This window comes from Methylobacterium sp. WL64, from assembly GCF_008039945.1.
GTDB lineage: Bacteria > Pseudomonadota > Alphaproteobacteria > Rhizobiales > Beijerinckiaceae > Methylobacterium.
Map to the genome: position 1 here is coordinate 142,335 of NZ_VRVA01000004.1, position 25,498 is coordinate 167,832.

Consider the following 25,498-nt stretch of genomic DNA (forward strand, 5'->3'; position numbering starts at 1 on the left):
ACGCGCCTGATTGCGACAGCCAATAGACGATCGTGCCGCTGCGCGGCGCGTTCGCTGCGGGTTCCCGGATCGCCGTCCACACACGTTCCGGGCATCCGGGAAGGCGCGCGCGGTTCATTCCTGTGCGACGGCCAGAGCCGGCGGAGAGTCAGCCGAACAGGTCGGTGACGGCAAAGCCCCGGTCCGCGAGCCGTTCGGCCAGGACCCGGCGGTGGCAGCGGGCCGGGTCCCGCTCGAAGCACAGCAGGCAGGTCGGGGCGGCGGCCGCCATGGCGGCGAGTTCGTCGAGGGCGATACCGCCGGCTGCCGTATCGAGCACCTCTTCACAGTAGATCTTGCGCATCAGCGCCGCGTCGTCCGCCCGGGCTGCCTCACGGCCGGCCTTCGGCGTACCGAGGCTGCGCAGATGCGCGTAGCCGAGACCCGCCTCGGTGAGCCCCGTTCCGAGCGCGCCTTTCGAGAAGCCGCGCTTGCGCGAGTTCGCCACCGCCCGCACGTCGGCCAGCACGGCAACGCCCGCCGAGCGCAGCGCATCCGTAAGGCGCTCCGGGTCGAGCCCTTCGTAACCTATGGTGAATAATTGCTTGCTCACGGGACCGTGACGGGACTCGCGTTGCGGGACTGGCACTTAGCCGGATCCGGGCCTGTGAACCAACCGGGGATCGATACCGTATGTCGCGGCAGCGACACGCATCTCGGAATTCCGCCGCAATGTTCGCAAAGCTCCGTTAACTGCGCCGGGCCCATCGATTACGCCTGACTTTGGCGCTTCTTCGGTGGCGGGCTGAACACTGATGGTGCGAGATATCAAGCTTTCGCAGGGTCCGTCCGCTTCGGCGATTCGGGGTGCCGGCCGGTTGAGAAGCGTTCGGCGCGTCGCTACCCGGGTGCTGGCCGTCGCGGTGATGGCCGGCTTGGCCGCGTGCGCGTCGAACACGAATTTCTACCCGACCAAGGGTGACGCCAAGCCCCATCCGGGCGTGGCCAAAGCCAAGCAGCACCCAATCCAGGGCATCGACATCTCGAAATGGCAGGGCAACGTCGACTGGGCCTCGGTCCGGGCCGCCGGCACTCAGTTCGCCTTCATCAAGGCGACAGAGGGCGGCGACCACGTCGACGAGCGCTTCCGGACCAACTGGGACAACGCCGCCAAGGCCGGCGTGCCGCGGGGCGCCTACCACTTCGTGTTCTGGTGCCGCTCCGCCCGGGACCAGATGGAGTGGTTCAAGCGCAACGTGCCGAACGACCCGACGGCCCTGCCGCCGGTGCTCGACGTGGAGTGGAACGGCCATTCGCAGACCTGCCCGAAGAAGCTGCCCAAGGCGCAGGCTCTCGCGATGGTCACGGAGATGCTGGAAGAGATGGAGCGCTACACCGGCAAGCGCCCGATCATCTACACCGACATCACCTTCCACAAGGACGTGCTGGAAGGCGAACTGCCCGACTACCCGCACTGGCTGCGCTCCACCGCGGCCGAGCCGGAGCAGCGCTTCGTCAACCGGAAGTGGATGCTGTGGCAATTCACCTCCACCGGGCGCGTCCCCGGGGTGCAGGGCGACGTCGACCGCAACGCTTTCTACGGCACGCCGTCCGACTGGGCCTCGTTCCTGTCGACCGATTGCGACCCGCGCGAGCACCGGCGGCTTTCGGAACAGGGTCTTTGCACCGACAAATAAATGATCGGGCCGGATAGACTTAGGTTGGTTCCAGGTCAGGGGGCGGGATATAAGCGTGTCGGATTCGCCCGCTAGCAAGCGGGCCGCCCGACGAGGTTCCTTTCGGACGCCTCCCGTTCCACGGTCCCCGACCTGCATGCCCGCTGACCGCGCTGCTTCCCTCACGGGCAACCTGCTCCTCGACGCGCTCCGGGAGTCCGACCGCGCGCTGATCGTCCCCCATCTCGAGCGGGTCTCCTGCGACAAGGGGGCGATCGTGTTCGAGGCTGGCACGGAGGTGGCGCACATCACCTTCCCCTGCGACCAGACCGTCGTGGCGCTGATCATCGGCACCCGGGACGGGCGCTGCGCCGAGACCGCGAGCATCGGTCGCGAGGGAGCCGTCGGCGGCATCGTCAGCGCGGGCCGGGTGCCGGCATCCACCGAGGCGATCGTGCAGATCGGCGGGCCGATGCTGCGCCTGAAGGCCGACCGGCTCCAGGACGCCAAGCGCCGATCCCCCGAGGTCCGCAACCTGTTCGCACGCTACGGCGACTGCCTCCTGGCGCAGGTGCTGCAGGCCGCCGCCTGCAACGCCCTCCATCCGATCGAGCAGCGCTGCCTGCGTTGGCTCCTGACGCTACAGGACCGGATCGGAGGCGACACCCTGCCAATCACCCACGAATTGCTGGCCTCGATGCTCGGCGTCCAGCGCACCTACCTGACCCGCATCCTGCGGACGCTTCAGGACCAGGGCCTGATCCGGGTCGGGCGCGGACGCATCACGGTGCTCGACCGCCGGGCGATGTCGGCCTCGGCCTGCGAGTGCCACGCCCGGGTGCAGCGCCATTTCAAGACGGTGCTCGGCGCGGTCTACAGCGCGGACGGCTTCGACCGGATCGAGCCGCCGTCCCTCGCCGAGGGCGACCGGGAGCCCGCCCTGGCCCTGCACGGCAGCCCCCGGCGCTGAGCCTATCCCGACACATCCGCGGGGCTCGGGCGCGGCCCGACACCCGTCGAAGCTGCCGCCCCGTGAGCGCGGTGTCAGGCAGCCGCGCGGCGCTCCAGAATCTCGATCAGCGCCCCATCCGGACCTTCCACGAAGGCGATCCGCACGCCCTGGCCGCGCTCGGTGATGGGCATCCGCACGGTGACGCCGCGGCCTACGAGTTCGGCCATGGCGGCGTCGATGTCGGCGACGCGCAGACCGATATGCTCGATACCGAGGCAGGGCGTCTGCGTGGCGGGGGCGGTCTCGGAGGGTGCCTGCTCGATGAAGACGGTCAGGCCGCCGAGGTCGAGCACCATGCGCTGCACGGGATCGGCGCCGACGCGCTCCACCTCCGTGGCCCCGAAGGTCTCCACGTAGAAGGCTCCGGCCTTCACGGCGTCGCGGCTGCGCAGATGGACGTGGTCGCAGGCATACTGCATCGGATTTCCTCCCGCGGCCCGCTGCCGGCGAGCCGGTGATGGCGTCACGCGTCCAGGTTATGCGGTCGCGCGCGCCGGAGCGAGATCCACCGCTTGACGCAGCGCCCGAACCCGCAGACTTTCGCCGCCATGACCGTTGCAGGGATGCAACAGCCTTCCCACATCCGGGTGGATACCCCACCGCACAGCCTCAAGAGACCGATGCGCAATCCCTACGACGTGCTGGGCGTGGCCAAGGGAGCGAGCGAAGCCGACATCAAGAAGGCTTATCGCAAGCTCGCCAAGGACTTCCACCCCGACCGCAACAAGAACGACGTGAAGGCCAAGGACCGGTTCGCCGAGGCGAACTCGGCCTACGAGATCCTGGGCGATTCCGAGAAGCGCAAGCAGTTCGACCGCGGCGAGATCGACGGCGACGGCAAGCCGCGCGCCAGCGGCTTCGAAGGGTTCTCGGGCGGCTTCGGCGGCGGCCGGCCGAGCGGGTTCGATTTCGAGAACATGGCCCGCAGCCGGCAAGGCGGAATGGGCGGCGGCGGGATGGGCGAGGACATCTTCTCGCACATCTTCGGTGAGGCGTTCCGCGCGGGCGGTGCCGGGCCCGGCCAGCGCCAGGCGGCCAAGGGCGAGGATGTCGCGGCCGAGCTGTCCGTGAGCCTTGAGCAGGTCGCCAGCGAAGAAAAGCTGCGCCTCGCCCTGCCCACGGGCCGGGAGGTCGACGTGGTGATCCCCCGGGGCGTCGAGGATGGCCAGACCATTCGGCTTCGTGGCCTCGGCCAGAGCGCCGGCCCCCGCGGCGAGCCCGGCGACGCCTTGCTGACCATCCGGGTCCGGCCGCATCCCCGCTTCACCGTCGAGGGGGCCGACCTGAAGGTCAGCGTCGAGGTGCCGCTGGAGGACGCCGTGCTCGGCGGCACGATCCGGGTGCCGACCCTGACCGGCGCGGTCGAGATGAAGATGCCGCCGATGACGAGTTCGGGCCGCACGTTCCGGTTGCGCGGCAAGGGCCTTCCCAAGAAGGACGGCACCCGCGGCGACCTGCTCGCCACCACGGCGATCACCCTGCCGGAGAGCGAGGATCCCGCGCTCATCGAGTTCGCCCGGAACCGACGCGCCAAGGTGGCGTAGAACGCTGCGTAACAGGCGCCCCGCGCCCGGTCGCCGGGCGGCCGGGTGCGCACTTCCGTCTCCGGGCAGGCTCCGTTATGGAGACCCCCGGTGCCGCAAGGGGCCGAGAGGTTTCCAGGATCGATCATGGCGGAACACGGGCAGGGCATTCTGGCGGGCAAGCGGGGCCTCGTGCTCGGTGTCGCCAACAACCGCTCGATCGCCTGGGGCATCGCCCGCAGCGCCCGCGCGCACGGGGCCGAGCTCGCGTTCACCTACCAGGGCGACGCCCTGCGCAAGCGGGTCGAGCCCTTGGCCAAGGAACTCGACGCCCACGTCATCGGGCATTGCGACGTGACCGAGGCGGCGACCATCGATGCCGTGTTCGCAGAGGCCGCCCGGGTCTTCCCCGAGGGCATCGACTTCGTCATCCACTGCATCGCCTTCTCCGACAAGGACGAGCTGACCGGCCGCTACCTCGAGACATCCGAGGAGAACTTCACCAAGTCGCTCCTGGTCTCGTGCTACTCGTTCACGGCGGTGGCCCAGCGCGCCGAGAAGATCATGCGCCCGGGCGGTTCCCTGGTGACGCTGACCTATTACGGCGCCGAGAAGTGGATGCCGCACTACAACGTCATGGGCGTGGCCAAGGCGGCGCTCGAAGCCTCGGTGCGCTATCTCGCGGCCGATCTCGGGCCGAAGAACATCCGCGTCAACGCGATCTCGGCCGGCCCGATCAAGACCCTGGCGGCCTCGGGAATCGGCGACTTCCGCTACATTCTGAAGTGGAACGAGTACAACGCGCCCCTGCGCCGAACCGTGACCATCGGTGAGGTCGGCGAGACCGCCGCCTACCTGATCTCCGACATGGCCGCGGGCATGACCGGCGAGATCCTGCACGTGGATGCGGGCTACCACGTCGTCGGCATGAAGAGCCCCGATGCGCCGGACCTGACCCTCGACAAGGATTAATCTTCGTCGTCGACCGCGTCCGCGAATTCACCTGAAAGGGTGAGCCCGCCGATCCAGGTCTCGCCGTCGCGCTTGATGACCACCCGCGGCCTGGCGCCCCCATGGGTCGCGATCCCGTCCGCCAGCCGCTCGGAATGCGTGACCAACCAGATCTGGGTGCGCTCGGCGGCCCGGGCGATCATCCGGGCGAGCGGTTCCATCAGATCCGGATGCAGGCTCGATTCCGGCTCGTTCAATGCGATGAAGGGCGGCAGCCGGTAGGCCAGCAGCGCTCCGGTGAGGGCGAGGTAGCGCAGCGTCCCGTCCGACAGTTCCGAGGCCGCGAAGGTGCGGCCCGGGAAGTCCGGGAAGGTGACGCCGAAGCTCGCCTCGCGCCCCGGCTCCGGCACCACGAGCCGGGCGCCCGGGAAGGCGCCGTCTAGCGCCATATCGAGATCGCCCGTGTCCTGCCGGATATGGGCCAGGGTGGCGAACACGGCAGCGAGGTCGGACCCGTCCGAGGCGAGGGTCGGCGTCGTCACTGCCAGGCACGGGCGGCGGAGCGGCGACCCGGCATCGGTCCGAAAATCATGGTGGAAGCGCCAAGCCGTCATGGCGAGCCGAACCAAGGCGATCTCCGGGTGACGCGTCGCGTCCAGGAAGGTGCCGAGCGCGGTTTCGGTGGGCAGCAGATCCAGGGCCAGCGGCCGTTTGCGCCCCTCCTCGTCGCGGGCGAAGCCGGTCCGGCCGTCGCGGTCGAGGATGACCGCCGTGCGGGGGCCGGTCCGGACGGTCAACCGCTCGGCCTTCACCTGCGGTTCCTTGCGGAAGGCGGCGCCGTAGGTAGTGCCGCCGGCCTGCTGCACGAGCCCGAGTTCGACCGCATAGGTGAACGCCTGCCCGGTTCCGTCATCGTGCAGGCTGGCTGACAGGCGGATCCGGGCCGCCTCGCCGTGCCGCCGACGCCCCGCCCAGAGCGCCGAATCCATCCCGCCCTCTACGGCGAGCGCGCGGGTGAGCGTCCCCCGGGCCGCGTCCTGAAGCAGTTCGAGGCCGCGATACAGGTTGGTCTTGCCGGTGCCGTTGCCGCCCACGAACACCGACAGGTCGTCCACCGGGAAGTCGATCCGCCGGAGCGAGCGGTAGCCCGAGACCGCGACCTCCCGAACCACCAGCATGCGGCACCCCTTGGATCAGTTCGGGACCTTCAGATCGGCGATTCCCTTCGCGGCCTTCGGGAATCGTGGGTCCATCGCCTCCAGCGTATCCGCGATCGTTCGGGCAATCACGTAGTTGCGGAACCACTTGTGGTTGGCCGGCACCACAAGCCACGGCGCGTGCGGCGTCGCGCATTGCGAGAGCGCGTCGGCGAAGGCCTGCTGGTAGGCGTCCCAGGCTTTCCGCTCGACGAGGTCGGCGGGGTCGAATTTCCAGTGCTTCTCCGGGTCGGCGATCCGGGCTTCCAGGCGCTTCTTCTGCTCGTCCTTGGAGATGTGCAGGAAGAACTTGATCACCACCGTGCCGGACTCGGTGAGCAGCCGCTCGAAATCGTTGATCAGGCGGTAGCGGCCCTGCCAGACCGGGTCGGGCACCAGCTCCTTCACCCGCACCACGAGGACGTCCTCGTAATGGCTGCGGTTGAACACGCCGATCATGCCGCGCCCCGGCGTCTTGGCGTGGTAGCGCCACAGGAAATCGTGATCGAGCTCGTCGCTCGACGGCACCTTGAACGACGACACCGTGCAACCCTGCGGGTTCACGCCCTTGAGCACCGACCGGATCGTCCCGTCCTTGCCGCCGGTATCGATCGCTTGGAACACCAGCAGCAGGCTGCGGGCGCGCTCGGCATACAGCCGCTCCTGCAGGGCGCTGATCCGCTCGCGCTCCCGGCCGAGGGCGTCCTTGGCCCAGACCTTGTCGAGGCCGCCATCGGCGTCGGCGTCGACGGCCGTCAGGTCGATCCGCATTCCGGGCTCGACAGCCACGATCCCCGGTGCGACCCGGATCGGGGCCGGCCGATGGCCGCCCAGGGCCGCCGGAACCGCCCCGGCGATCGCATCGGCCGCACCGGCCCAGACAGCGGTCGAGGGCACCCGCGCCCGGGCGGCCTGGTGCCGATCGGGGGCGTCTGTCACGCCCCCGTCCTGCGACTGGCCGGGAAGATGCTTGCCGTGCTTCTTAGACATGGGCAGGACCTTATCGAGGGGCTTTGCCGACGAACGCCCAGAACGGTTGGCACGCCCGGCCGTTCCGGGCGCCTGCACAGCGACAGGATTTTGAGACGGTTGGCCACGATCTATTTCATCCGCCACGGCCAGACCGCCTGGAACGCCGAGGGCCGCCTGCAGGGCAGTCGCGACATCGATCTCAACCCGCACGGGGAGGCGCAGGCCGTCGCCGTGGCCGCGCGGCTGACCGCGGTGGCGGGGGCGGGTGTGGCGGAGGCGGAGTTCCTGGCGAGCCCGCTCAAGCGCACCCGGCGGACCATGGAGATCCTGCGCACGACGCTGGGCCTGCCGGCGGAGGCGTACCGCACCGATCCCCGGCTGAGGGAGATCGGCTTCGGCAACTGGGAGGGCTCGACCTGGGCCGAGATCCGCCGCCGTGACCCGGGGGGCGCTTCGGCCCGCGACCGCGAGCGCTGGAACCACCGTCCGCCCGGCCAGGGTGGCGAGAGCTATGCCGCGCTCGTGGAGCGGGTCGGGCCGGTTCTGTCCGGGCTCGAGCGGGATGCCGTGATCGTCGCCCACGGCGGCGTCGCCCGGGCTGCCCTGGTGGCGCTGGGCCATCTCGACATCTACGCGGCGCCGCGCCTCGGCATCCGCCAGGGCGAGGTGCTGGTCCTGGAGCCGTCGGGCTGGCGCTGGGCTTAAGCCGTCCTTCACCCAGGGTTCAAAGCCGCCTCGATAACGGCATGATCGGCTGGCTATAGGGCAGTCGCCACGGTATGCGCCGATCTGTTCGGTCGGCCAGCGGAGCAGCGGATGAGCGACGTCGCCGAGAAGACCCGGTCCGGACCGGCGGCCGAGGCGCATGAGCGTCCGGCGGGCGGGGCGGCCGTGCTGCGCGGCGCGCACCGCCCCGACCTGATCCGCGACGAGGTGCTGGCCGAGATCTTCCTGGATTCGGCCCGCGCCTGGCCGGAGCATCCCTGCCTGGTCGACGGCGCCCGCGTGATCGCGGGCGGCGTCCATCCGAGCCTGACCTATGCCGAGGTCGCCGCTCGCGCCGGCCGGATCGCCGCCGGCCTCGCCCACCGCGGCATCGGCCCCGGCGACGTCGTCGGCCTGTGGATGGCCCGGGGCCCGGACCTGCTGGTCGCCCAGATCGGCATCACCTTGTCGGGCGCCGCCTGGCTGCCCTTCGACGCCGAGGCGCCGGCCGACCGGGTCGGAGTCTGTCTCACGGATGCCGCCGCCAAGGCGCTGCTGGTCTCACCTGCCCTCGCCGCGACGGCGCCCGACGCCGCGCCCGCCCTGACCCCGGCGGATCTCGACGCGGCGACACCCGCGGATGCCCCGGTACCGGATGCCCGCGCCGCCGGCCTGACGCCGGAGGATCCCGCCTACCTGATCTACACCTCGGGCTCGACCGGCGTGCCCAAGGGCATCGTCATCAGCCACGCCAACATCTGCCACTTCCTCCGGTCGGGGAACGCGCTCTACGGCATGCGCGCCGACGACATCGTGTTCCAGGGCGCCTCGGTCGCCTTCGACCTGTCGATGGAGGAGATCTGGGTCCCGTATCTCGTGGGCGCGACGCTGTTCGTGGCGAGCCCGGCCATGATGGGCGACGTCGAGTCCCTGCCCGGCATTCTCGAAGCCGAGCGGATCACGGTGCTCGATACCGTGCCGACGCTGCTGGCGATGATCTCCGGCGACCTGCCGACCGTGCGCCTCGTGCTGCTCGGTGGCGAAGCGCTGCCGGAGCCGCTGGTCGGCCGCTGGGCGACCGGCGCGCGCCAGCTCTTCAACACGTACGGGCCGACCGAGGCGACCGTGGTCGCCACCGCGGCCGAGATGCGGCCCGGCGAGCCGGTGACCATCGGGGGACCGATCCCGAACTATTCGGTCTACGTCGCGGGCGAGGATCTGAGCCTGCTCGGGCGCGATCAACAGGGCGAGCTGCTGATCGGCGGGCCCGGGGTGGCCCGCGGCTATCTCGCGCGGCCCGAGCTGACCGCCGAAAAGTTCATCGCCAACCCGTTCGCCTCGGACGGGACCGACCCGATCCTCTACCGCTCGGGCGATGCGGTCTCGCTGGATGCCGGTGGGCGGATCCTGTTCCACGGCCGCATCGACGACCAGGTGAAGATCCGCGGCTTCCGGGTCGAACTCGGCGAGATCGAGTCGCGGATCCGCAGCGTGCCCGACATCAACCAGGCCGCCGTGGTGCTGCGCCAGGACGACGGCGTCGACCGGCTCGTAGCCTTCCTGATCCCCGAACGCGGGCGGACGGTGGATACCGCCGCCCTGCGCCGGACGCTGGCCGGACAGATGCCGCCCTACATGGTGCCCGGCCATTTCGAGCTGGCCAAGACCCTGCCGCGGCTGACCTCCGGCAAGGTCGATCGCAAGGCGCTGAAGATCGCCCCGCTCACGGTCGCATCCGCAGATGGCGAGCAGGAGCCCCCGGCCAACGAGACCGAAGCGGCTTTGGTCGCCGCGGCCAAGCAGGTGTTCGGCAACCAGCCGATCCCGCTCGAGGGCGATTTCTTCGCCGATCTCGGCGGCCATTCCCTGCTCGCCGCCCGCTTCGTGTCCGCAGTCCGCGAGGCGCCCGCGCTCGCCGGCATCACGCTGCCGGACGTCTACGCCCTGCGCACCATGCGGGCGATGGCCGACGCGCTGATCGCGCGCACCGGCGGCATGGGCGCGGCGGCTGCGATCCTCGACCTGAGCTTCGCGCCACCGCCACTTCTGCGCCGGGCGCTGTGCGGCCTCGGCCAGCTGATCGCGCTGCCCTTCGTCATCGCGCTCGCCACCGCGCAGTGGCTCGGCATGTTCGTGACCTACCTGCTGCTCACCGGCGGCGGTCTCAGCTTCTTCGCCGAACTGGGCGTCCTGCTGCTCGTCTACATCGCAATCAACGGCGTGACCGCGGTGGTCGCGGTGGCGGGCAAGTGGCTGATCCTCGGCAGGACCAAGCCGGGCCGATACCCGCTCTGGGGGAGCTATTACTACCGCTGGTGGCTGACCCAGCGCCTCGCGCCCCTCGTCCACGTGAAGTGGCTCCAGGGCTCGCCGGCGATCTCGGTCTACCTCCGGCTGATGGGCGCCAAGGTCGGCCATGATGCGCTGATCTCCGACATCGAGATCGGCGCTCCGGACCTGCTGACCATCGGCGACGGCGCCTCGCTGGGCGGCCGCCTGGTCATCGCCAATGCCGAGATCGTCGGCAACGAGCTGGTGATCGGCACGGTCGAGATCGGCGCCGACGCGGCGGTCGGCACCTCCTGCGTGCTCAGCCACGACACGGTGATCGGCGCGCAGGCCGAGATCGCCGACCTGACCACGATCCCGACCGGCACCCGGGTCGGGCCCGCGGAGATCTGGGACGGCTCGCCCGGCCGCAAGGTCGGGATGGCGAACACGGCCAACCTGCCGGCCGCCTCCGAGGCCTCTTGGGCCCGCCGCGCCGCCTTCGCGGCGGCTTATATCGTTCTGCTCGGCGCGATTCCGGCGGTCGGCCTGCTGCCGATCTTCCCGGCCTTCTTCATCTTCGACCAGATCTCGGATTCGCTCTCCGACATCACCGATGTCGACTATCACTGGTACCTGCCGATCCTCACCTGGCCCACCGCCATGCTGATGACCGCCGGCACGGTGCTGCTGATCGCCGGCATCCGCTGGATAGTGCTGCCGCGGACCCGCTCGGGCACCTACTCGGTCCACTCGCTGTTCTACCTGCGCAAGTGGTCGCTGGCGCTCGCCGTCGAGGTCACGCTCGAGACGCTCTCGTCACTGTTCGCCACGGTCTACATGCGGGCGTGGTACCGGCTGATGGGCGCCAACATGGGCCACGGCGCCGAGATCTCGACCAACCTCGCCGGCCGCTACGACCTCGCCGAGGTCGGCGCGAAGAACTTCATCGCCGACGAGGTCGTGTACGGCGAGGAGGAGGTCCGGCGCGGCTGGATGCATCTCGAGGCCGCCCGCACCGGCGCACGGGTCTTCGTCGGCAACGATGCCGTGGTCCCCCCCGGCGCGGTCATCCCGGATGACGTGCTGATCGGCATCAAGTCGAAGCCGCCGGCCAACGATGCGATGAGCCCCGGCGAGACCTGGTTCGGCTCGCCGCCGATCCGGCTGCCGGCCCGCCAGAAGGTCGATCTCGGATCGACCGCGCAGACCTACGAACCCGGGATGTGGCCGAAGATCCGGCGCGGCGTGTTCGAGGCCTTCGCGACTTCGTTCTCGCCGATGCTCTACATCACCCTGGCGATCACCGTGATCGACTGGTATTTCTACCCGGCCATCCTGGAGAAGGACTGGACCGGTCTGGCCGTCAGCTTCGTGACCGCCAGCGTCTGCATCGCGCTGATCCAGTCCGCCGCGGTCATCGCGATGAAGTGGCTGCTGATGGGCGTCTACAAGCCCGGCATGCAGCCGATGTGGTCCTGGTGGGCGATGCGCACCGAGGCGATCGCGGTGGCTTATTGGGGGTTGGCCGGCAAGGTGCTGCTCGAGCACCTCCAGGGCACGCCGTTCCTGCCCTGGGCCCTGCGGTTGTTCGGCGTGAAGATCGGGAAGGGAGTGTGCATGCTCACCACCGACATCACCGAGTTCGACTGCGTGTCGATCGGCGACTACGCCACGATCAACCGCGTCTCCGCGCTGCAAACCCATCTGTACGAGGACCGGATCATGAAGATCGGCCGCGTCGTGGTCGGGCGCGGCGTCTCGGTCGGCGCCTTCGCGACGGTCCTGTACGACACCAAGGTCGGCGACTACGCACGGCTGCGCCCGCTCACCATCGTGATGAAGGGCGAGTCGATCCCCGCCAACACGGAGTGGGAAGGCGCCCCGGCGGTGCCGGTGATCCACGCGGCGCGCGACGAGCAACGGGCGGCCGGATAGGTCGCCGCGTCAATCCGGGGCGCCTGAAACGAGCCCTGGGACGCGCGAGGACGCGACGGTCGTCATCGCCGCCGATATCCACCTTGCCGAATCGTAAACAACCGCGCGGTATTTTCGTCGCGCTGCTGCGAATTAAGCCGGCTCAAGCCTCGTGAGCCGGTCAATACCGTGCGGCTTATGCTATCTTCAGTATCGGAGACTGATAGAAAGCCGTGCATCTCGATCCAGCCACCCTGCTGATCGTCAGTTCCGTGATGACCTTGCTGGTCGGCACGCTGTTCGTTCTGTCATGGCGGCAGGCGCCGGGTTCGCGCGCCCTGGCGCTATGGGGCGCGGCGCATATTCTCGGCGCGGTCGGCTCCGGCGGCCTCGCCCTGCGCGGCCAGATTCCCGACCTCGTGTCCATCGCGGTGTCCAACGCCGTGGTGCTGGCGGCCTACGGGCTGATCTGGAGCGGTGTCCGCTCGTTCGAGGGGCGACCGATCCGGATCGGTCTGGCGCTCGCGGGCGCGGCGATCTGGTGCGTGTTCTGCCTCCTTCCGGCCTTCTATGGATCGATCGAGGCCCGGATCGCGTACGCGTCCGCGGTGGCGGCGCTCTACACGGGCGATGCGGCCGTGGAGTTCTGGCGGGGGCGCAAGGAGCGTCTCGCGTCGCGCGTGACGGCCGAGACCACGCTGGGCTTGCACGCCGCCTTCTACCTGCTGCGGATTCCATCGACCCTGCTCGCGCCGCCGCCACCGCGGTTGAACCCGTTGACCTCGCCCTGGGTCGCGATCCTGTGCTTCGTCACGCTGCTGTTCTCGATCGCCCTGGCCTTCACCTGCATGGCTCTGGTGAAGGAACGAGCCGAGCGCGAGCAGCGCATCGCCGCCGCGACGGACCCGCTCACCGGCATTTCCAATCGCCGGGCCTTCACGGGGGTCGCTGAGGCGACGCTCGCCACGCACCGGGATGTGGCGCTGCTGCTGTTCGACCTCGACCGGTTCAAGGCGGTCAACGACGTCCACGGCCACGCGGTCGGCGACGCGGTGCTGGTGGGGTTCTGCGCCATGGCCGCGTCCCTGTTGCCCCGGGACGCGATGCTCGGCCGGCTCGGCGGCGAGGAGTTCGCCTGCCTGCTGCCCGACGTCTCGCCTGCCGAGGCCCTGGCCCGCGCGGAGGAGTTGCGCAGGACCTTCGCGGGGCTGTCGGTGCCGGAATTGCCGGACCTGCGAGTGAGCGTCAGCATCGGGATCGCGCAGGCCCGGGACGGGATCAGTTTCGAGGCGCTGATGCGCCGGGCCGACGCCGCCCTCTACGTCGCCAAGCGCGGCGGGCGCGACCGGGTCGTGGTGGCCGGACGGATGCAGGCGGCCTGAGCGGGCGCAGTCGGAAATCGGCCGCGGATGCGCTATCGCGGGCCGGATTGGAGACCGGCCATGGACGACCCCACCCGCATCGACCGCCTGGAGATGCGCCTCACCGAGCAGGATTCGACGATCGAGGATCTGAACCGCACCGTCACGGAGCAGTGGCGGGTGATCGACCGGCTCGTCCGCCAGGTCGATGCGTTGCGCGATCAGGTTGAGGAGGCGGCGGCCCGGTCCGCACCGCGCGGGCCCGAGCCGCCGCCGCCGCATTACTGATCGGCATCGGCACGCCGCCCGCAGCGACGCGCCGGGCCGGCGTCAGAAGTTGGCCTGGGTGACGAACTTGGTCACCAGGTAGGCATCGAGCGCCTCCGAACCGCCCTCGCTGCCGTAGCCGGATTCCTTGACGCCGCCGAAGGGCGTCTCCGGCAGGGCGATACCGTGGTGGTTGATCGAGATCATCCCGCTCTCCACCCCGTGGGAGACCTTGGCGGCCCGCTCGGCCGAGCGGGTATAGGCGTAGGCCGCAAGCCCGTAGGGCAGGCGGTTGGCCTCGGTGAGCGCCTCCTCGTCCTCCGAGAAGCGGTTGATCATCGCGACCGGGCCGAACGGCTCCTCGTTCATCATCCGCGCGGTCAGCGGCACCTCGGTGAAGACCGTCGGCTCGAAGAAGTTGCCACGGTTGCCGATGCGCTTGCCGCCGGTCCGCAGCGACGCTCCGGCCGCTTCGGCGTCGGCGGAGAGGGCCTCGATGGCCTCCAGACGCCGCCCATGGATCAGCGGGCCCATCTTGGTGTCCGGATCCAGGCCGTCGCCGACCTTCGCGCTCTTGGCGTAGCTGGTGAAGCCCTCGACGAACCGGTCGAACACCGAATCGTGCACCAGGAAGCGGGTCGGCGACACGCAGACCTGTCCGGCGTTGCGGAACTTCGACGGGGCCAGGACCGACACGGCCTTCTCCACGTCGGCGTCGCCGAACACGATCACCGGAGCGTGGCCGCCGAGTTCCATGGTGGCGCGCTTCATGTGCTCGCCGGCCAGCGCCGCAAGCTTCTTGCCGACCACCGTCGAGCCGGTGAACGAGATCTTGCGGATCACCGGGTGCGGGATCAGGTAGGCCGAGATCGTCGCCGGGTCGCCGTAGACCAGCGACAGGGCGTCGCCCGGGATGCCGGCGTCGAGGAATGCGCGGACCAGCGCCGCGCAACTCGCCGGCGTGTCCTCGGGACCCTTCAGGATCACCGTACAGCCGGTGCAGAGCGCCGCCGAGATCTTTCGGACCGCCTGGTTGATCGGGAAGTTCCAGGGCGTAAAGCAGGCGACCGGGCCAACCGGCTCGCGCACCACCGCCTGCAGCACGCCGTCGGCGCGGGCCGGGATGACGCGTCCGTAGGCGCGCTTACCCTCCTCGGCGAACCAGTCGATCACGTCGGCGGCCGCCAGGGTCTCGACGCGCGCCTCGGCCAGCGGCTTGCCCTGCTCCAAGGTCATGATGCGGGCGATCTCGTCGGCGCGGCTGCGTAGCAGGTCGGCGGCCTTGCGCATCAGCTTGCCGCGCTCGAACGGCGACACCTTCCGCCAGGCCGGGAAGGCCCGCGCCGCGGCCGCGAGCGCTTCGTCCAGGTCCGCCGTGGTGGCGACGGCGCATTGGCCGATCGTCTCGCCCGTGGCCGGATTCAGGACGCCCAGGGTCTCTCGGTCGGCGCCCGTGCGCCAGCGTCCGGCAATGTGTAGCTCGGTATCCGGATACATCGTCAATTCCCGCTCGGCCGCACGATCGGCCGTGGCCGACATGTGGCAACGTGAAGCGGATCGACAATCCCGTTCCGAGCATGGCTGACGCCGCACCGCGACGGTGACGGCCTGAGCCCGGTCAGGCGGCCCGGGAGCGGGCGGTGTCTGGAACGGTCACGGTCGTGGCGGTGCCGTGGCGGGCGCGCAGCGTGCCGCCCTTCGGGACGACTTGCCAGCCATCACGGCAGCCGTCGATCGGCTCGGAGACGACGACGATCCCGCCCGGCCCGTCGCGGTAATACAGGCTCGGCGGCCGACCGTCGCAGGCCCACCGATAGGCGGTGAGCGTCTCGCCATCCGTCAGCAGGGCGGTGAAGCGCAACGGCTCGGAGACGTTGGCCTCCTTCATCAGGGCGCGGATCGTCTCCAGGGTGCGGGCCATCGCGCCGACAGGATCCTGCTCGAGGCCGTTGGCCAGGGCCAGCAGGAAGATCGCCTCGGAATCCGTGCTGCCGCGCCGGTGATCGTAGAAGGCGTCCGGAATCAGCGCCTCCAGCCGACGCTTGATGCGGTGGTAGCCGCCGATCTGGCCGTTGTGCATGAACAGGTGCCGCCCATGCACGAACGGGTGGCAATTCGCCCGGGCGGTGGCGGTGCCGGTCGAGGCGCGCACGTGGGCGAAGAAGGTTCGCGCCCGGACCTGACCGCACAGGTTGGTGAGGTTCTCGTCCGACCAGGCCGGGGAGATGTCGCGATAGACGCCGGGCTCGGGACGCTCGCCGTACCAGCCGATGCCGAAACCATCGCCGTTGGTCTCGGTTTTCCCTTCGTCGGCGTGCAGGGACTGGTGCACCAGCGAATGCGTCGGCGCGCAGACCAGGTCCGAGAGAAAGACCGGCTCACCGCTATAGGCGAGGAAACGGCACATGTCGGACGTCGATCCTTCCCTGGTCCGTACGATCCAGGCGATGTCCCCCGGAATGGGGCAAACGCCTCAAGCGTGAGATTAACAGTCGGTCCACACGGGTGAACAGTTTCTTAAACGGGACCCAGCTGCGCCATTTTCAAGCGTTCGGTGCAAAATTGGTGCGGCGTGATCGCGGAGCAGGCATGGGCTGCCCGACCACCCGGACACTTGTGAGCCGGCTCTTGGCAGGTCAGCATGGCCGAATCGGGGAATCACCGGTCCACCAATGAGGCCGGGACCCGAAAAGGGGTTCACACGACCGAACCGCAGGAGACTGATATGGATCGCGCACAGCCCGAGTGTTCCGCCCCCGTGGCGCTTGTGGTGGAGGACGACGCGGCCGTGCGCCACCTCGCGACCGCGGTCCTGGAGGAAAGCGATCTGGGCGTGATCGCCTGCGAGAGCGCCGAAGCTGCGCTCTCGGTCCTGGAGCGATCCGACGTCACCGTGGCCCTGCTGTTCGCCGATATCCGCCTGCCCGGCGCCATGGATGGCGTGTCGCTCGCCCAGGCGGTGGAGCGGCGCTGGCCGGACGTGCGCGTGGTCGTCACCTCCGGAGCCAGCCGCGACGTGCGCCTGCCCGATCAGACGGTCTACATGCAGAAGCCGTGGCGGGCGCTCGACGTGCTGGTCCAGGCCGAGCACGCCACGATGGCCGCCAAGGCGGCCTGAACGGGGCCTGCGTGTTGCCCTCCTCCGGAGATGGGGGAGGGGGCTGGCGACCGGTGCCGAACCGGATCTCCGATCGAGCGGCTGGCGTTCCGACGATGCTGGGTTGAGAAAGCCCAAGGCTTCCAGCGGTGGCCTTGTGGCAATCCTCGCCGCGCCCGTGATCACCATGGCTCGAGCGACAGTCGAACGCAAAAAGCCCGGCCGCTTGCGCGGTCCGGGCTTCTGCCGTTCAGGATAGAACGTCTTAGGCGACGGGCGCCGGGTTCACGGCGACCTGGCCGGAGGCGTTGCCGCCCTGCTGCGACGGGGCGGCGCTCGGCGACGGGAAACCGGGCCGACGGCTGCCGGCCGGGAAACGGGGCTTCGGCTTCGGAGCGGCGATCAGGCCCTCGCGGATCGCGGTCTTGCGAGCCTGCTTGCGGGCGCGACGGACGGCTTCCGCCTTCTCGCGCGCCTTGCGCACGGACGGCTTCTCATACGCCTTGCGCTGCTTCATCTCGCGGAAGATGCCCTCACGCTGCATCTTCTTCTTGAGGACGCGGAGCGCCTGATCGACGTTGTTATCGCGAACGAGTACCTGCAACGGACTTGATCCTCTGGACCTGGATTTGGGGCTTGCGCAGCCCGCCGCCGATCTGGAAACCGGCAACGTCCCTCGCCCGGTAGCACCCGGGAGGGACGGGAACGTCGGTTTCCGAATCGGCGTGGAGCCCACGCCTTGGCGCGCCTTCTACACCAAGCGCGAACCAGTTCCAACATCTTCCCGGCAGCGATCTTCGCAGCGGACGTCTCGAAATCCGCGGTCACGGGCCGGATGCCGGTTCGGCGCGCAGCAGCCCTGCTTGGGCTCGATTTGGGACGAAGCCGGATTGCAACGCGATCGGACGCGGCTCTAGGCTGTGCGGATGCAACACGACGACCCGCAGCAATTCGCCAGCGACAACTACTCCGGCATCTGCCCGGAGGCCTGGGCCGCCATGGAGGCGGCCAATCGCGGCCACGCGCCGGCCTACGGCGAGGATGCCTGGACCGCCCGGGCCGCGGACGCGTTCCGCCGCCTGTTCGAGACCGAGTGCGAGGTGTTCTTCGCCTTCAACGGCACGGCGGCGAACGCCCTCGCGCTGGCGGCCCTGTGCCAATCCTATCACAGCGTCATCTGCGCCGACTCGGCCCATGTCGAGACCGACGAGTGCGGCGCGCCGGAATTCTTCTCCAACGGGTCCAAGCTGCTCACCGTCCGCACCGAAGGCGGCAAGCTCACCCCGGAGGCGATCCGCGGGCTCGCCACCAACCGCAGCGATATCCATTTCCCGCGGCCGCGGGTGGTCACGATCACCCAGCCGACCGAGACCGGGCAGGTCTATACCCTGGCCGAACTGCGGTCGCTGTCCGCCACATGCCGGGAACTCGGCCTCGCGCTGCACATGGACGGCTCGCGCTTCGCCAATGCCTGCGCCAGCCTCGGCTGCAGCCCCGCCGACATGACCTGGCGGGCCGGGATCGACGTGCTGTGCTTCGGCGGCACCAAGAACGGCATGCATGCGGGCGAGGCGGTGGTGTTCTTCGATCCGAAGCTCGCGGAGGATTTCGGTTACCGGTGCAAGCAGGCCGGGCAGCTCGCCTCGAAGATGCGATTCCTGGCCGCCCCCTGGGTCGGCATGCTGGAGAGCGGCGCCTGGCTGCGGAACGCCGCCCACGGCAATGCCTGCGCCCGGCGCTTCGCCGAGGCCGTCGCCGGCCTGCCGGGGATCCGCGCGCTGTTCCCCGTAGAGGCCAACGCCGTCTTCCTGGCGATGCCGGCTGCGACCATGGAGCGGCTGCGGGCGCGGGGCTGGCGGTTCTACACCTTCATCGGCGGCGGGGCCCGGTTCATGTTCGCCTGGGACGCCGAGGCCGCGCGCGTGGACGCCCTGGTTGCAGACTTGCACGCGCTGGCGGCCGAGGCGGCCTAAGGCTGGGTTTCCAAAGGGCTCAGCCCTTTGGCGGGTTGTCAGGGCGGAGCCCTGATGGAGACGAAGGGCTCCGCCCTTCACCCGCAAAAGGTCGAACGACCTTTTGAAACCGGGACCTGGATCAGCCCGAGATCGGTCGGCCCGGTCGGTTCTTTGCCAATACCGGGGCTTGCCGCTACACGATGCCGAGACCCTCGCCCGAGGCGGCACCGCCGGGCGACGCCCTCCCGTTGTGCCGACCCAGAGCGTTCGCTCCATGCTGATGCAGACCAAGACCGAAGCGAGGCCGGCCGACCCGGTTGCGCGGCGGCGCACCTTCGCGATCATCTCGCACCCGGATGCGGGCAAGACCACGCTGACCGAGAAGCTGCTGCTGTTCGGCGGCGCGATCCAGCTCGCCGGCGAGGTCAAGGCCAAGCGCAACCGGGTCTCGACCCGGTCCGACTGGATGGGGATCGAGAAGGAGCGCGGCATCTCGGTGGTCACCTCGGTGATGACCTTCGAGTACGGCGACTGCGTCTTCAACCTGCTCGACACGCCGGGCCACGAGGACTTCTCGGAGGACACCTACCGGACGCTGACCGCGGTCGATTCGGCCGTGATGGTGATCGATGCGGCCAAAGGCATCGAGGCGCGCACCCGCAAGCTGTTCGAGGTCTGCCGCCTGCGCGACATCCCGATCGTCACCTTCGTGAACAAGCTCGACCGCGAGGCCCGCGACCCGTTCGAGCTGCTCGACGAGATCGAGAAGACGCTGGCGCTCGACGTCGCCCCGGTGACCTGGCCGATCGGCACGGGCCGCAACTTCTCCGGGACCTACGAACTCGGCGCCAACCGCGTGCGCCGGCTCGACGCCGCCGAGGATGCCGGCATGGTGGCGGTGTCCGGCCCGCAGGACCCGCTGTTCGATACGCTGCTGACCGAGAACGGCGCGGCCGATGCGTGGCGCGAGGAGGTCGAGCTGGCCGAAGGCGGGCTCAAGCCGTTCGACCTCGACGCGTTCCGCGAGGGCCACCTGACGCCGGTGTTCTTCGGCTCGGCGCTGCGCAACTTCGGCGTACGCGACCTCATCGACGGTCTCGCCAAGGTCGCGCCGCCGCCCCGGGGCCAGGATGCCGACAAGCGCCTGGTCGAGCCGACCGAGCCGCGCATGACCGGCTTCGTGTTCAAGATCCAGGCGAACATGGATCCGAACCATCGGGATCGGATCGCGTTCATGCGGGTCTGCTCGGGCAAGCTCAGCCGGGGCATGAAGGCCCGGCTGGTCCGCACTGGCAAGCCGATCTCGCTCTCGGCGCCGCAATTCTTCTTCGCTCAGGACCGCGCCATCGCGGACGAGGCTTTTGCGGGCGACGTGGTCGGGATCCCGAACCACGGCACCCTGCGGATCGGCGACACGCTCACCGAAGGCGAGGACCTGCTGTTCCGCGGCGTACCGAGCTTCGCACCCGAGATCCTGCGCCGGATCAAGCTGACCGACGCCATGAAGGCCAAGAAGCTGCGCGAGGCGCTGCAGCAGATGGGCGAGGAGGGTGTCGTCCAGGTGTTCGTCCCGCAGGACGGCAGCCAGGCGATCGTCGGCGTGGTCGGCGCGCTCCAGCTCGACGTGCTGAAGGAGCGTCTCCAAGCCGAGTACGGCCTCCCGATCGATTACGAGACCTCGCGCTTCTCGGTATGCCGCTGGATCGAGTCGGAGTCCGAGATCGAGCTGGACAAGTTCGTGGACAGCCACGGCTCCGCCATGGCCAAGGACCTCGACGGCGCCCCGGTCTTCATGGCGACCACGGCGTTCTCGCTCCGCTACGAGGAGGAGCGCTACCCGGCGGTGCGCTTCACCGATGTGAAGGATTATCAGAAGCGGACCGCGTGAGATGTCGGCGGGGCGGGCGCGACAGGCTTTCCCGCCCTCTCCCTTATCCTGAAATGCGGGGCCGCGGTTCGGACGCCGCGACGGAGCCTTCCGGCAGCCGTGCGGTTCCCGGAGGCCTCCGTCGAGGCGCGTTACGCTCGCATCTCCGGATGCGGGAACCCGGGTTGGAGATGCTGCCCCTCAGAACTTCCCCAGCATCGGGAAATCGACTGTCAGCGTCGATTCCGCCGCGATCGGGGCGTCGCGCTTGCGCGGCTTGCGGTTGAGCACCTGCTTCAGCTTGCTCTTCAGCACGGCCATGTCGAACGGCTTGAGGATGAAGGCGTCCGCGCCCGCCTGGTGGGCGAGGTTGATGTCCTCGAAGTCGAAGGACGATTCGGTGAGCATGAAGGGCGTGTTCATCAGAGCGTCGTCGCCGCGGATCTCGCGCAGCAGGCTCAGCCCGTCCATCGGCTCCATGGTCAGGTCGGAGATCACCAGGGCGTAGCGGCGCGTGCGCAGCCGCTCCAGCGCCTCGGCGGCCGTGGTGACTCCCTCGACATCGGGGAAGCCGATCCGGGTCATCAGCATCACCTCGAGACGCAGGAGCTTTTCCTGGTCGTCGACGATGAGGATCGGGGGCGTATCGCTCTCGGACATCGCTCGGCTCAGATGAAGAGGTGATCGATTCCCTGGCGGGACATCGCGTCGTTCTGGAGCGCCACGCAGAGGCCGTGGATCGCGGTCGCCTTCGGAGTACCACGTTGAAGCATCGGCAGCAGGTTGGCCTTGGCGAACAGGCCGTCGTTGGTCGCGGTGCGCTGGGCGCTCTTGAAGGAGTGGACGAACTCGCGCTTGGCGATCTCCCGCCACTCGTTGATCTGCACGTCGCGGTGGCGCTGGTCGGCGCTAACCCGGTCGAAGGTCTCGTGGACCGACGATCGCTCGCCCTCGATCACCTGGCAGGCGAAGTTGCCCTCGATGATCAGGAAGCTGGTGATCACCGAGAACTCGTTCTTCTTCTGTGCGACCCGGCCGATCTCGTTGATCTGCTCCGACCGCTTTGCCGCATCCGACGAGAGGTTGAGGCGCGAGAAGTAGATGATGTGGACGAGGCTCGTCCGTTTCGCCCGCATGACCTCTAGATCCGCAATCCGTGCCGCTTCGACGCGTCCGGGCGGGACGCCCCCCACCCGGATCAGCCCGTGCCCGATCTTGGCGCGAGCCGGATAACACCCCGTAAACGCGCGCCGGGGATGCCGACGGACCAGGGCCCGCCCGGTCCGGCAGAATCTGCCGGGTCGGCACCTCCGGACGGTCAGTGCTGCCGAGTCGGGTGCGGCCAACGCTAGGCCCGCCAAGGACTTAGGCGTGGCACGGCGGTTGCGCTCGCTTGATCCTGCGGGCCATTGCGGCGCGTTTCGGGATCGCATGCCATGGATCTTTTCACCGCCCTGCAGACCTCGGTCTCCGGACTGCAGGCGCAATCCTATGCCATCAGCAACATCTCCGGGAACATCGCGAACTCGCAGACCACCGGATTCAAGCGGATCGACACCAGCTTCGTCGACATGATGTCCGAGACCACGCCCAAGCGCGAAGTGGCCGGCTCGGTCCTGGCGCAGTCGCAGCTGACCAACACGATCGCCGGCAACGTCGTGGCGTCGAGCGTCCCGACCAACATGGCGATCAACGGCAACGGCTTCTTCACGGTGGTCCGAAAGACCGGTGATTCGAACGGTGCGTCCACCTTCAGCGGCACGAACGTCTACACGCGCCGGGGCGACTTCGCGCAGGACAAGGACGGCTACCTGGTCAACGGCGCCGGCGGCTACCTGACCGGCACGAACCTCGATCCGGTCACCGGGCAGGCGACCAGCACCGGGCTGCTCAAGATCGGTAACACCTCGCTCCCGGCCCAGCCGACGACGTCGCTGACCTACGCGGCCAACCTGCCGGCGACCCCGGCCACCACTGCGTCCGCCACGTCGGGCTCGGATGTCTACAATCAGCTGCCATCCGCGGTCGTCCTGACCGGAGCCACGGTGCCCGGACCCACGGTGCCTTCGACCGCCGCCGGGACCTTCGTCAACAACAGCATCGCGGGCCCGTCGATCACCGCCTACACGCAGACCGGCGCGCCAGTCACCCTGAGCACGCGCTGGGCGAAGGTGCAGGATGCCTCGACGACACCGAAGCAGGATGCGGTCTGGAACCTCTTCTACGCCTCCGATCCCTCGGCATCCGCGAATTCGACGGCCTGGCAGAATGTCGGGACGGCGTTCACCTTCGATTCCACCGGCAAGCTGACCAATCCGACCACGGGTCCGGTCTCGCTCGGCGACGTGACGGTAGGCGACTACACCTTCTCGGGCATGACCATGAATGTCGGCACCGCCGGCCTGACGCAGTACGCCGACACGTCGGGTGCGGTGACCACCAACACGCTCAGCCAGAACGGCAACAGCGCCGGCACGCTGACCAGCGTCGCCATCGGCGAGGACGGCAAGATCAACGGCACGTTCTCGAACGGCTCGGTGCTCGGGCTCGCCACCGTGGGCATCGCCCAGTTCGCCAACCCCGACGGGCTGAAGGCCGATTCGAACGGAAACTACCTGCAGACCGCCGAGTCCGGCGCGGCGCTGGTGGGGCTGAACGGCAGCTCGATTACGGGCGCGAGCAATGAGCAATCCAATACCGACATTGCGAGCGAGTTCTCTAAGATGATCGTAACCCAGCAGGCCTACTCTGCGAACACGCGGGTCATGTCGACGGCCCAGACGATGATGTCTGACCTGCTCAACGTGATCCGCTGAGTGAGGGCGCGATCCCAACCGCGGAGGCCGTGAGATGTCGCTGAACGCGCTTTCCACCGCGACCGCCGGACTTGCGGCCACGCAGGCGGCGATCAACGTCGTCTCGCAGAACGTCGCGAATGCCGGCACGGCCGGATACGTCAAGCGGACACTCTCGACGGTCGCGACCGGAACCAACAATTCCGGCGTCGCGGTCGGGGCGATCACCCGCAGTTTCGACGCCGCGGCGCTCAAGCAGCTGCGGCTCGAGACCTCGGGGGCCGCCTATACCAGCACGAAGGCTGGCATCGCGTCTCAGCTCGACGCGCTCTACGGCGCGCCGGGCAGCGGGGCAGCGCTGGACGGCACGCTGAACACGTTCACCGAATCGCTGCAGGAGCTGTCGGCCAACCCGACCTCGGCGGCGGCACGCACCACCGTGGTCAGCAACGCGTCGGCGCTGGCGAGCCAGATCAACGGCGCCGCCGCCTCGGTGCAGAACCTGCGCTCGGGCGTCGAGGCCCAGCTCGGCACCGACACGCAATCGGCCAGCACAATCCTGTCCAGCGTCGCCCGGCTCAACGCCAAGATCCAGAACACCACCGACGCCTCGTCCCTGGCCGACCTCCAGGACCAGCGCGACCAGGTGATCAACACGCTCTCGGGCTACATGGACGTCCAGACCGTCGCGCAGCGCGACGGCACGGTGTCGGTGCTGACCCAGTCGGGCGTGACCCTGGTCGACCGCGGCACCGCTGCGACTCTGACCTTCGACGGACATGGGTCGCTGAATCCCACTTCGAGCTACTCGACGGACCCGGCGAAGCGCACGGTCGGCACGATCACGGCCACCCTGCCGGGCGGCGGCAAGATCGACCTCGGGGCACCCGGCGCCATCCGGTCCGGGAGCCTTGCCGCGGGGATCGAGCTGCGCGACCAGGTCCTGCCGCAGGCCCAGCGCCAGCTGGACGACCTCGCCGGGGGGCTCGCCAGTGCGCTCACCGACAAGACCGTGACCGGTACGGTGACCGGATCCTCGGCCACCATCGATCTGACCGGCATCCAGGCCGGCAACTCGCTCACGATCCCGGTCACGGCCGCAAACGGCTCCGTCCGCAACATCACCCTGATCGCCTCGAACAAGGCGACCACCGGGATCGATCCGAGCCTGACCGACGACGGCAGCGGGCTCGCGCAGACCTTCGACATCTCCGGCGGTCCCTCGACCTACGCGAGCGCCATCCAGACCGCCCTGGCGGCGCTCAACACCCGGGCGACCGCCGCCGGCATCAAGAACGTCCCCAATCTCACCGCCACCGGTACCGGGGCGTCGGTCACAGTGGGGCCGGCGGCCGGCAGTACCGACAAGGTCTCGGCTGCAACCGCCGGGATCACGCTGCCGACCTCCCCGAACGATCTAACCTCGGGTTATCCGCAGCTCGCCCTGTTCACCGACGTGTCCGCGGCGCCGCCCCCGACCCCGCGGCTGTTCACCGGCTCGTTCGACAGCGGCGCGCAGCTCACCGGCTTCGCGCAGCGGATCTCTATCAACCCGGCGCTGTCCGGCAACACCGCGGCGTTGACCGCATCGAGCGCCACCGATCCGAGCGCGTCGGGCGGCCGGGCGCAGGCGATCTTCACGGCCCTGACCTCGGCGCAGCAGACCTTCTCGTCGTCGAGCGGCATCGGCGGGGTCTCCGCGCCGTACCGGGCAAGCGTCGTCGGCTTCGCGCAGGACGTGATCGCCTCCCAGGGGGCCGCGTCCGCGAATGCCGCCGCGATGGACGACACCCAGCAGACCGCGCTGTCCACCGCGCAGGGCCGGTTCTCCGCCGGGGCCGGTGTCAACATCGACCAGGAGATGTCGAACCTGATCGCCCTGCAGACCGCCTACGGCGCCAACGCCCGGGTGCTGACCGCCGCCCGCGACATGCTCAACCAGCTGCTGCAGATCTGA

Annotated in this window: 22 protein-coding genes; 13 read left to right on the plus strand and 9 right to left on the minus strand. The window is 69.1% G+C overall.

The genetic code is table 11. The features are described from left to right. Nucleotides 1–148: 148 nt before the first annotated feature. Nucleotides 149–592: a DUF488 family protein gene (locus FV242_RS03865; RefSeq protein WP_147937994.1), complete on the minus strand. Its 444-nt coding sequence runs from the start codon at nt 590–592 to the stop codon at nt 149–151. Between the two features lie 313 nt (nt 593–905). Here FV242_RS03865 and FV242_RS03870 point away from each other — a divergent pair, with 313 nt between their 5' ends. Together FV242_RS03870 and FV242_RS03875 are read left to right on the plus strand one after the other, a co-directional pair. Next, a complete protein-coding gene (locus FV242_RS03870) occupies nt 906–1,676 on the plus strand; it encodes a glycoside hydrolase family 25 protein (protein WP_238261092.1) in 771 nt (256 codons plus the stop codon). Nucleotides 1,677–1,812: 136 nt separating this feature from the next. Then, nucleotides 1,813–2,625: a Crp/Fnr family transcriptional regulator gene (locus FV242_RS03875; RefSeq protein WP_147937996.1), complete on the plus strand. Its 813-nt coding sequence runs from the start codon at nt 1,813–1,815 to the stop codon at nt 2,623–2,625. A 74-nt stretch (nt 2,626–2,699) separates the two neighbouring features. Here FV242_RS03875 and FV242_RS03880 read toward each other — a convergent pair whose 3' ends face one another. Next, on the minus strand, nt 2,700–3,086 hold the full coding sequence (locus tag FV242_RS03880) for a VOC family protein (RefSeq protein ID WP_147937997.1): 387 nt from the start codon (nt 3,084–3,086) through the stop codon (nt 2,700–2,702). Nucleotides 3,087–3,287: 201 nt separating this feature from the next. Here FV242_RS03880 and FV242_RS03885 point away from each other — a divergent pair, with 201 nt between their 5' ends. Beyond that, the gene (locus FV242_RS03885) at nt 3,288–4,211 is read left to right on the plus strand and encodes a DnaJ C-terminal domain-containing protein (protein WP_147937998.1); all 924 of its coding nucleotides are present in this window, start codon (nt 3,288–3,290) and stop codon (nt 4,209–4,211) included. Nucleotides 4,212–4,337: 126 nt separating this feature from the next. Continuing rightward, on the plus strand, nt 4,338–5,162 hold the full coding sequence (fabI, locus tag FV242_RS03890; RefSeq protein ID WP_147937999.1) for an enoyl-ACP reductase FabI: 825 nt from the start codon (nt 4,338–4,340) through the stop codon (nt 5,160–5,162). Here fabI and FV242_RS03895 read toward each other — a convergent pair. After that, on the minus strand, nt 5,159–6,319 hold the full coding sequence (locus tag FV242_RS03895) for an AAA family ATPase (protein WP_147938000.1): 1,161 nt from the start codon (nt 6,317–6,319) through the stop codon (nt 5,159–5,161). The two genes, fabI and FV242_RS03895, sit on opposite strands and share 4 nt — an antisense overlap. A gap of 15 nt (nt 6,320–6,334) precedes the next feature. Beyond that, the gene (locus tag FV242_RS03900) at nt 6,335–7,327 is read right to left on the minus strand and encodes a polyphosphate kinase 2 family protein (RefSeq protein WP_147938001.1); all 993 of its coding nucleotides are present in this window, start codon (nt 7,325–7,327) and stop codon (nt 6,335–6,337) included. Between the two features lie 99 nt (nt 7,328–7,426). Here FV242_RS03900 and FV242_RS03905 point away from each other — a divergent pair, with 99 nt between their 5' ends. From FV242_RS03905 to FV242_RS03920, 4 genes are all read left to right on the plus strand, one after another. Next, complete coding sequence (locus FV242_RS03905; protein ID WP_147906191.1) at nt 7,427–8,014, plus strand: histidine phosphatase family protein; 588 nt, start codon at nt 7,427–7,429, stop codon at nt 8,012–8,014. A gap of 111 nt (nt 8,015–8,125) precedes the next feature. Continuing rightward, the gene (locus FV242_RS03910) at nt 8,126–12,220 is read left to right on the plus strand and encodes a Pls/PosA family non-ribosomal peptide synthetase (RefSeq protein WP_147938002.1); all 4,095 of its coding nucleotides are present in this window, start codon (nt 8,126–8,128) and stop codon (nt 12,218–12,220) included. 212 nt (nt 12,221–12,432) lie between these two features. Beyond that, nucleotides 12,433–13,581, plus strand: coding sequence for a diguanylate cyclase (locus FV242_RS03915; protein ID WP_147938003.1), 1,149 nt, complete (start codon nt 12,433–12,435; stop codon nt 13,579–13,581). Nucleotides 13,582–13,641: 60 nt separating this feature from the next. Beyond that, a complete protein-coding gene (locus FV242_RS03920; protein ID WP_147897699.1) occupies nt 13,642–13,848 on the plus strand; it encodes a SlyX family protein in 207 nt (68 codons plus the stop codon). A gap of 42 nt (nt 13,849–13,890) precedes the next feature. On the opposite strand, the gene FV242_RS03925 is transcribed toward FV242_RS03920, so the two are convergent. Together FV242_RS03925 and FV242_RS03930 are read right to left on the minus strand one after the other, a co-directional pair. Continuing rightward, the gene (locus tag FV242_RS03925; protein WP_147906293.1) at nt 13,891–15,324 is read right to left on the minus strand and encodes an NAD-dependent succinate-semialdehyde dehydrogenase; all 1,434 of its coding nucleotides are present in this window, start codon (nt 15,322–15,324) and stop codon (nt 13,891–13,893) included. A gap of 121 nt (nt 15,325–15,445) precedes the next feature. Further along, nucleotides 15,446–16,234, minus strand: a complete 789-nt coding sequence (locus FV242_RS03930) for a class II glutamine amidotransferase (protein ID WP_147938004.1) — start codon at nt 16,232–16,234, stop codon at nt 15,446–15,448. A gap of 318 nt (nt 16,235–16,552) precedes the next feature. Here FV242_RS03930 and FV242_RS03935 point away from each other — a divergent pair, with 318 nt between their 5' ends. Beyond that, nucleotides 16,553–16,945, plus strand: coding sequence for a response regulator (locus FV242_RS03935; RefSeq protein WP_147938005.1), 393 nt, complete (start codon nt 16,553–16,555; stop codon nt 16,943–16,945). 244 nt (nt 16,946–17,189) lie between these two features. On the opposite strand, the gene rpsU is transcribed toward FV242_RS03935, so the two are convergent. Next, nucleotides 17,190–17,528, minus strand: coding sequence for a 30S ribosomal protein S21 (gene rpsU, locus FV242_RS03940; RefSeq protein WP_147938006.1), 339 nt, complete (start codon nt 17,526–17,528; stop codon nt 17,190–17,192). Between the two features lie 322 nt (nt 17,529–17,850). Here rpsU and FV242_RS03945 point away from each other — a divergent pair, with 322 nt between their 5' ends. Both FV242_RS03945 and FV242_RS03950 read left to right on the plus strand, forming a co-directional pair. Then, nucleotides 17,851–18,897: a low specificity L-threonine aldolase gene (locus tag FV242_RS03945; RefSeq protein ID WP_147938007.1), complete on the plus strand. Its 1,047-nt coding sequence runs from the start codon at nt 17,851–17,853 to the stop codon at nt 18,895–18,897. Nucleotides 18,898–19,153: 256 nt separating this feature from the next. Further along, on the plus strand, nt 19,154–20,767 hold the full coding sequence (locus FV242_RS03950; RefSeq protein ID WP_147906184.1) for a peptide chain release factor 3: 1,614 nt from the start codon (nt 19,154–19,156) through the stop codon (nt 20,765–20,767). A 180-nt stretch (nt 20,768–20,947) separates the two neighbouring features. Here FV242_RS03950 and FV242_RS03955 read toward each other — a convergent pair whose 3' ends face one another. Together FV242_RS03955 and FV242_RS03960 are read right to left on the minus strand one after the other, a co-directional pair. Next, nucleotides 20,948–21,406, minus strand: a complete 459-nt coding sequence (locus FV242_RS03955; RefSeq protein ID WP_147906183.1) for a response regulator — start codon at nt 21,404–21,406, stop codon at nt 20,948–20,950. Between the two features lie 8 nt (nt 21,407–21,414). Next, entirely contained in the window at nt 21,415–21,882 is a 468-nt protein-coding gene (locus FV242_RS03960) for a BLUF domain-containing protein (protein WP_147906182.1), read from the minus strand. Between the two features lie 300 nt (nt 21,883–22,182). On the opposite strand from FV242_RS03960, the gene FV242_RS03965 reads away from it, so the two are divergent. After that, a complete protein-coding gene (locus FV242_RS03965) occupies nt 22,183–23,562 on the plus strand; it encodes a flagellar hook protein FlgE (RefSeq protein ID WP_147938008.1) in 1,380 nt (459 codons plus the stop codon). A gap of 34 nt (nt 23,563–23,596) precedes the next feature. Beyond that, nucleotides 23,597–25,498, plus strand: a complete 1,902-nt coding sequence (flgK, locus tag FV242_RS03970) for a flagellar hook-associated protein FlgK (RefSeq protein ID WP_147938009.1) — start codon at nt 23,597–23,599, stop codon at nt 25,496–25,498.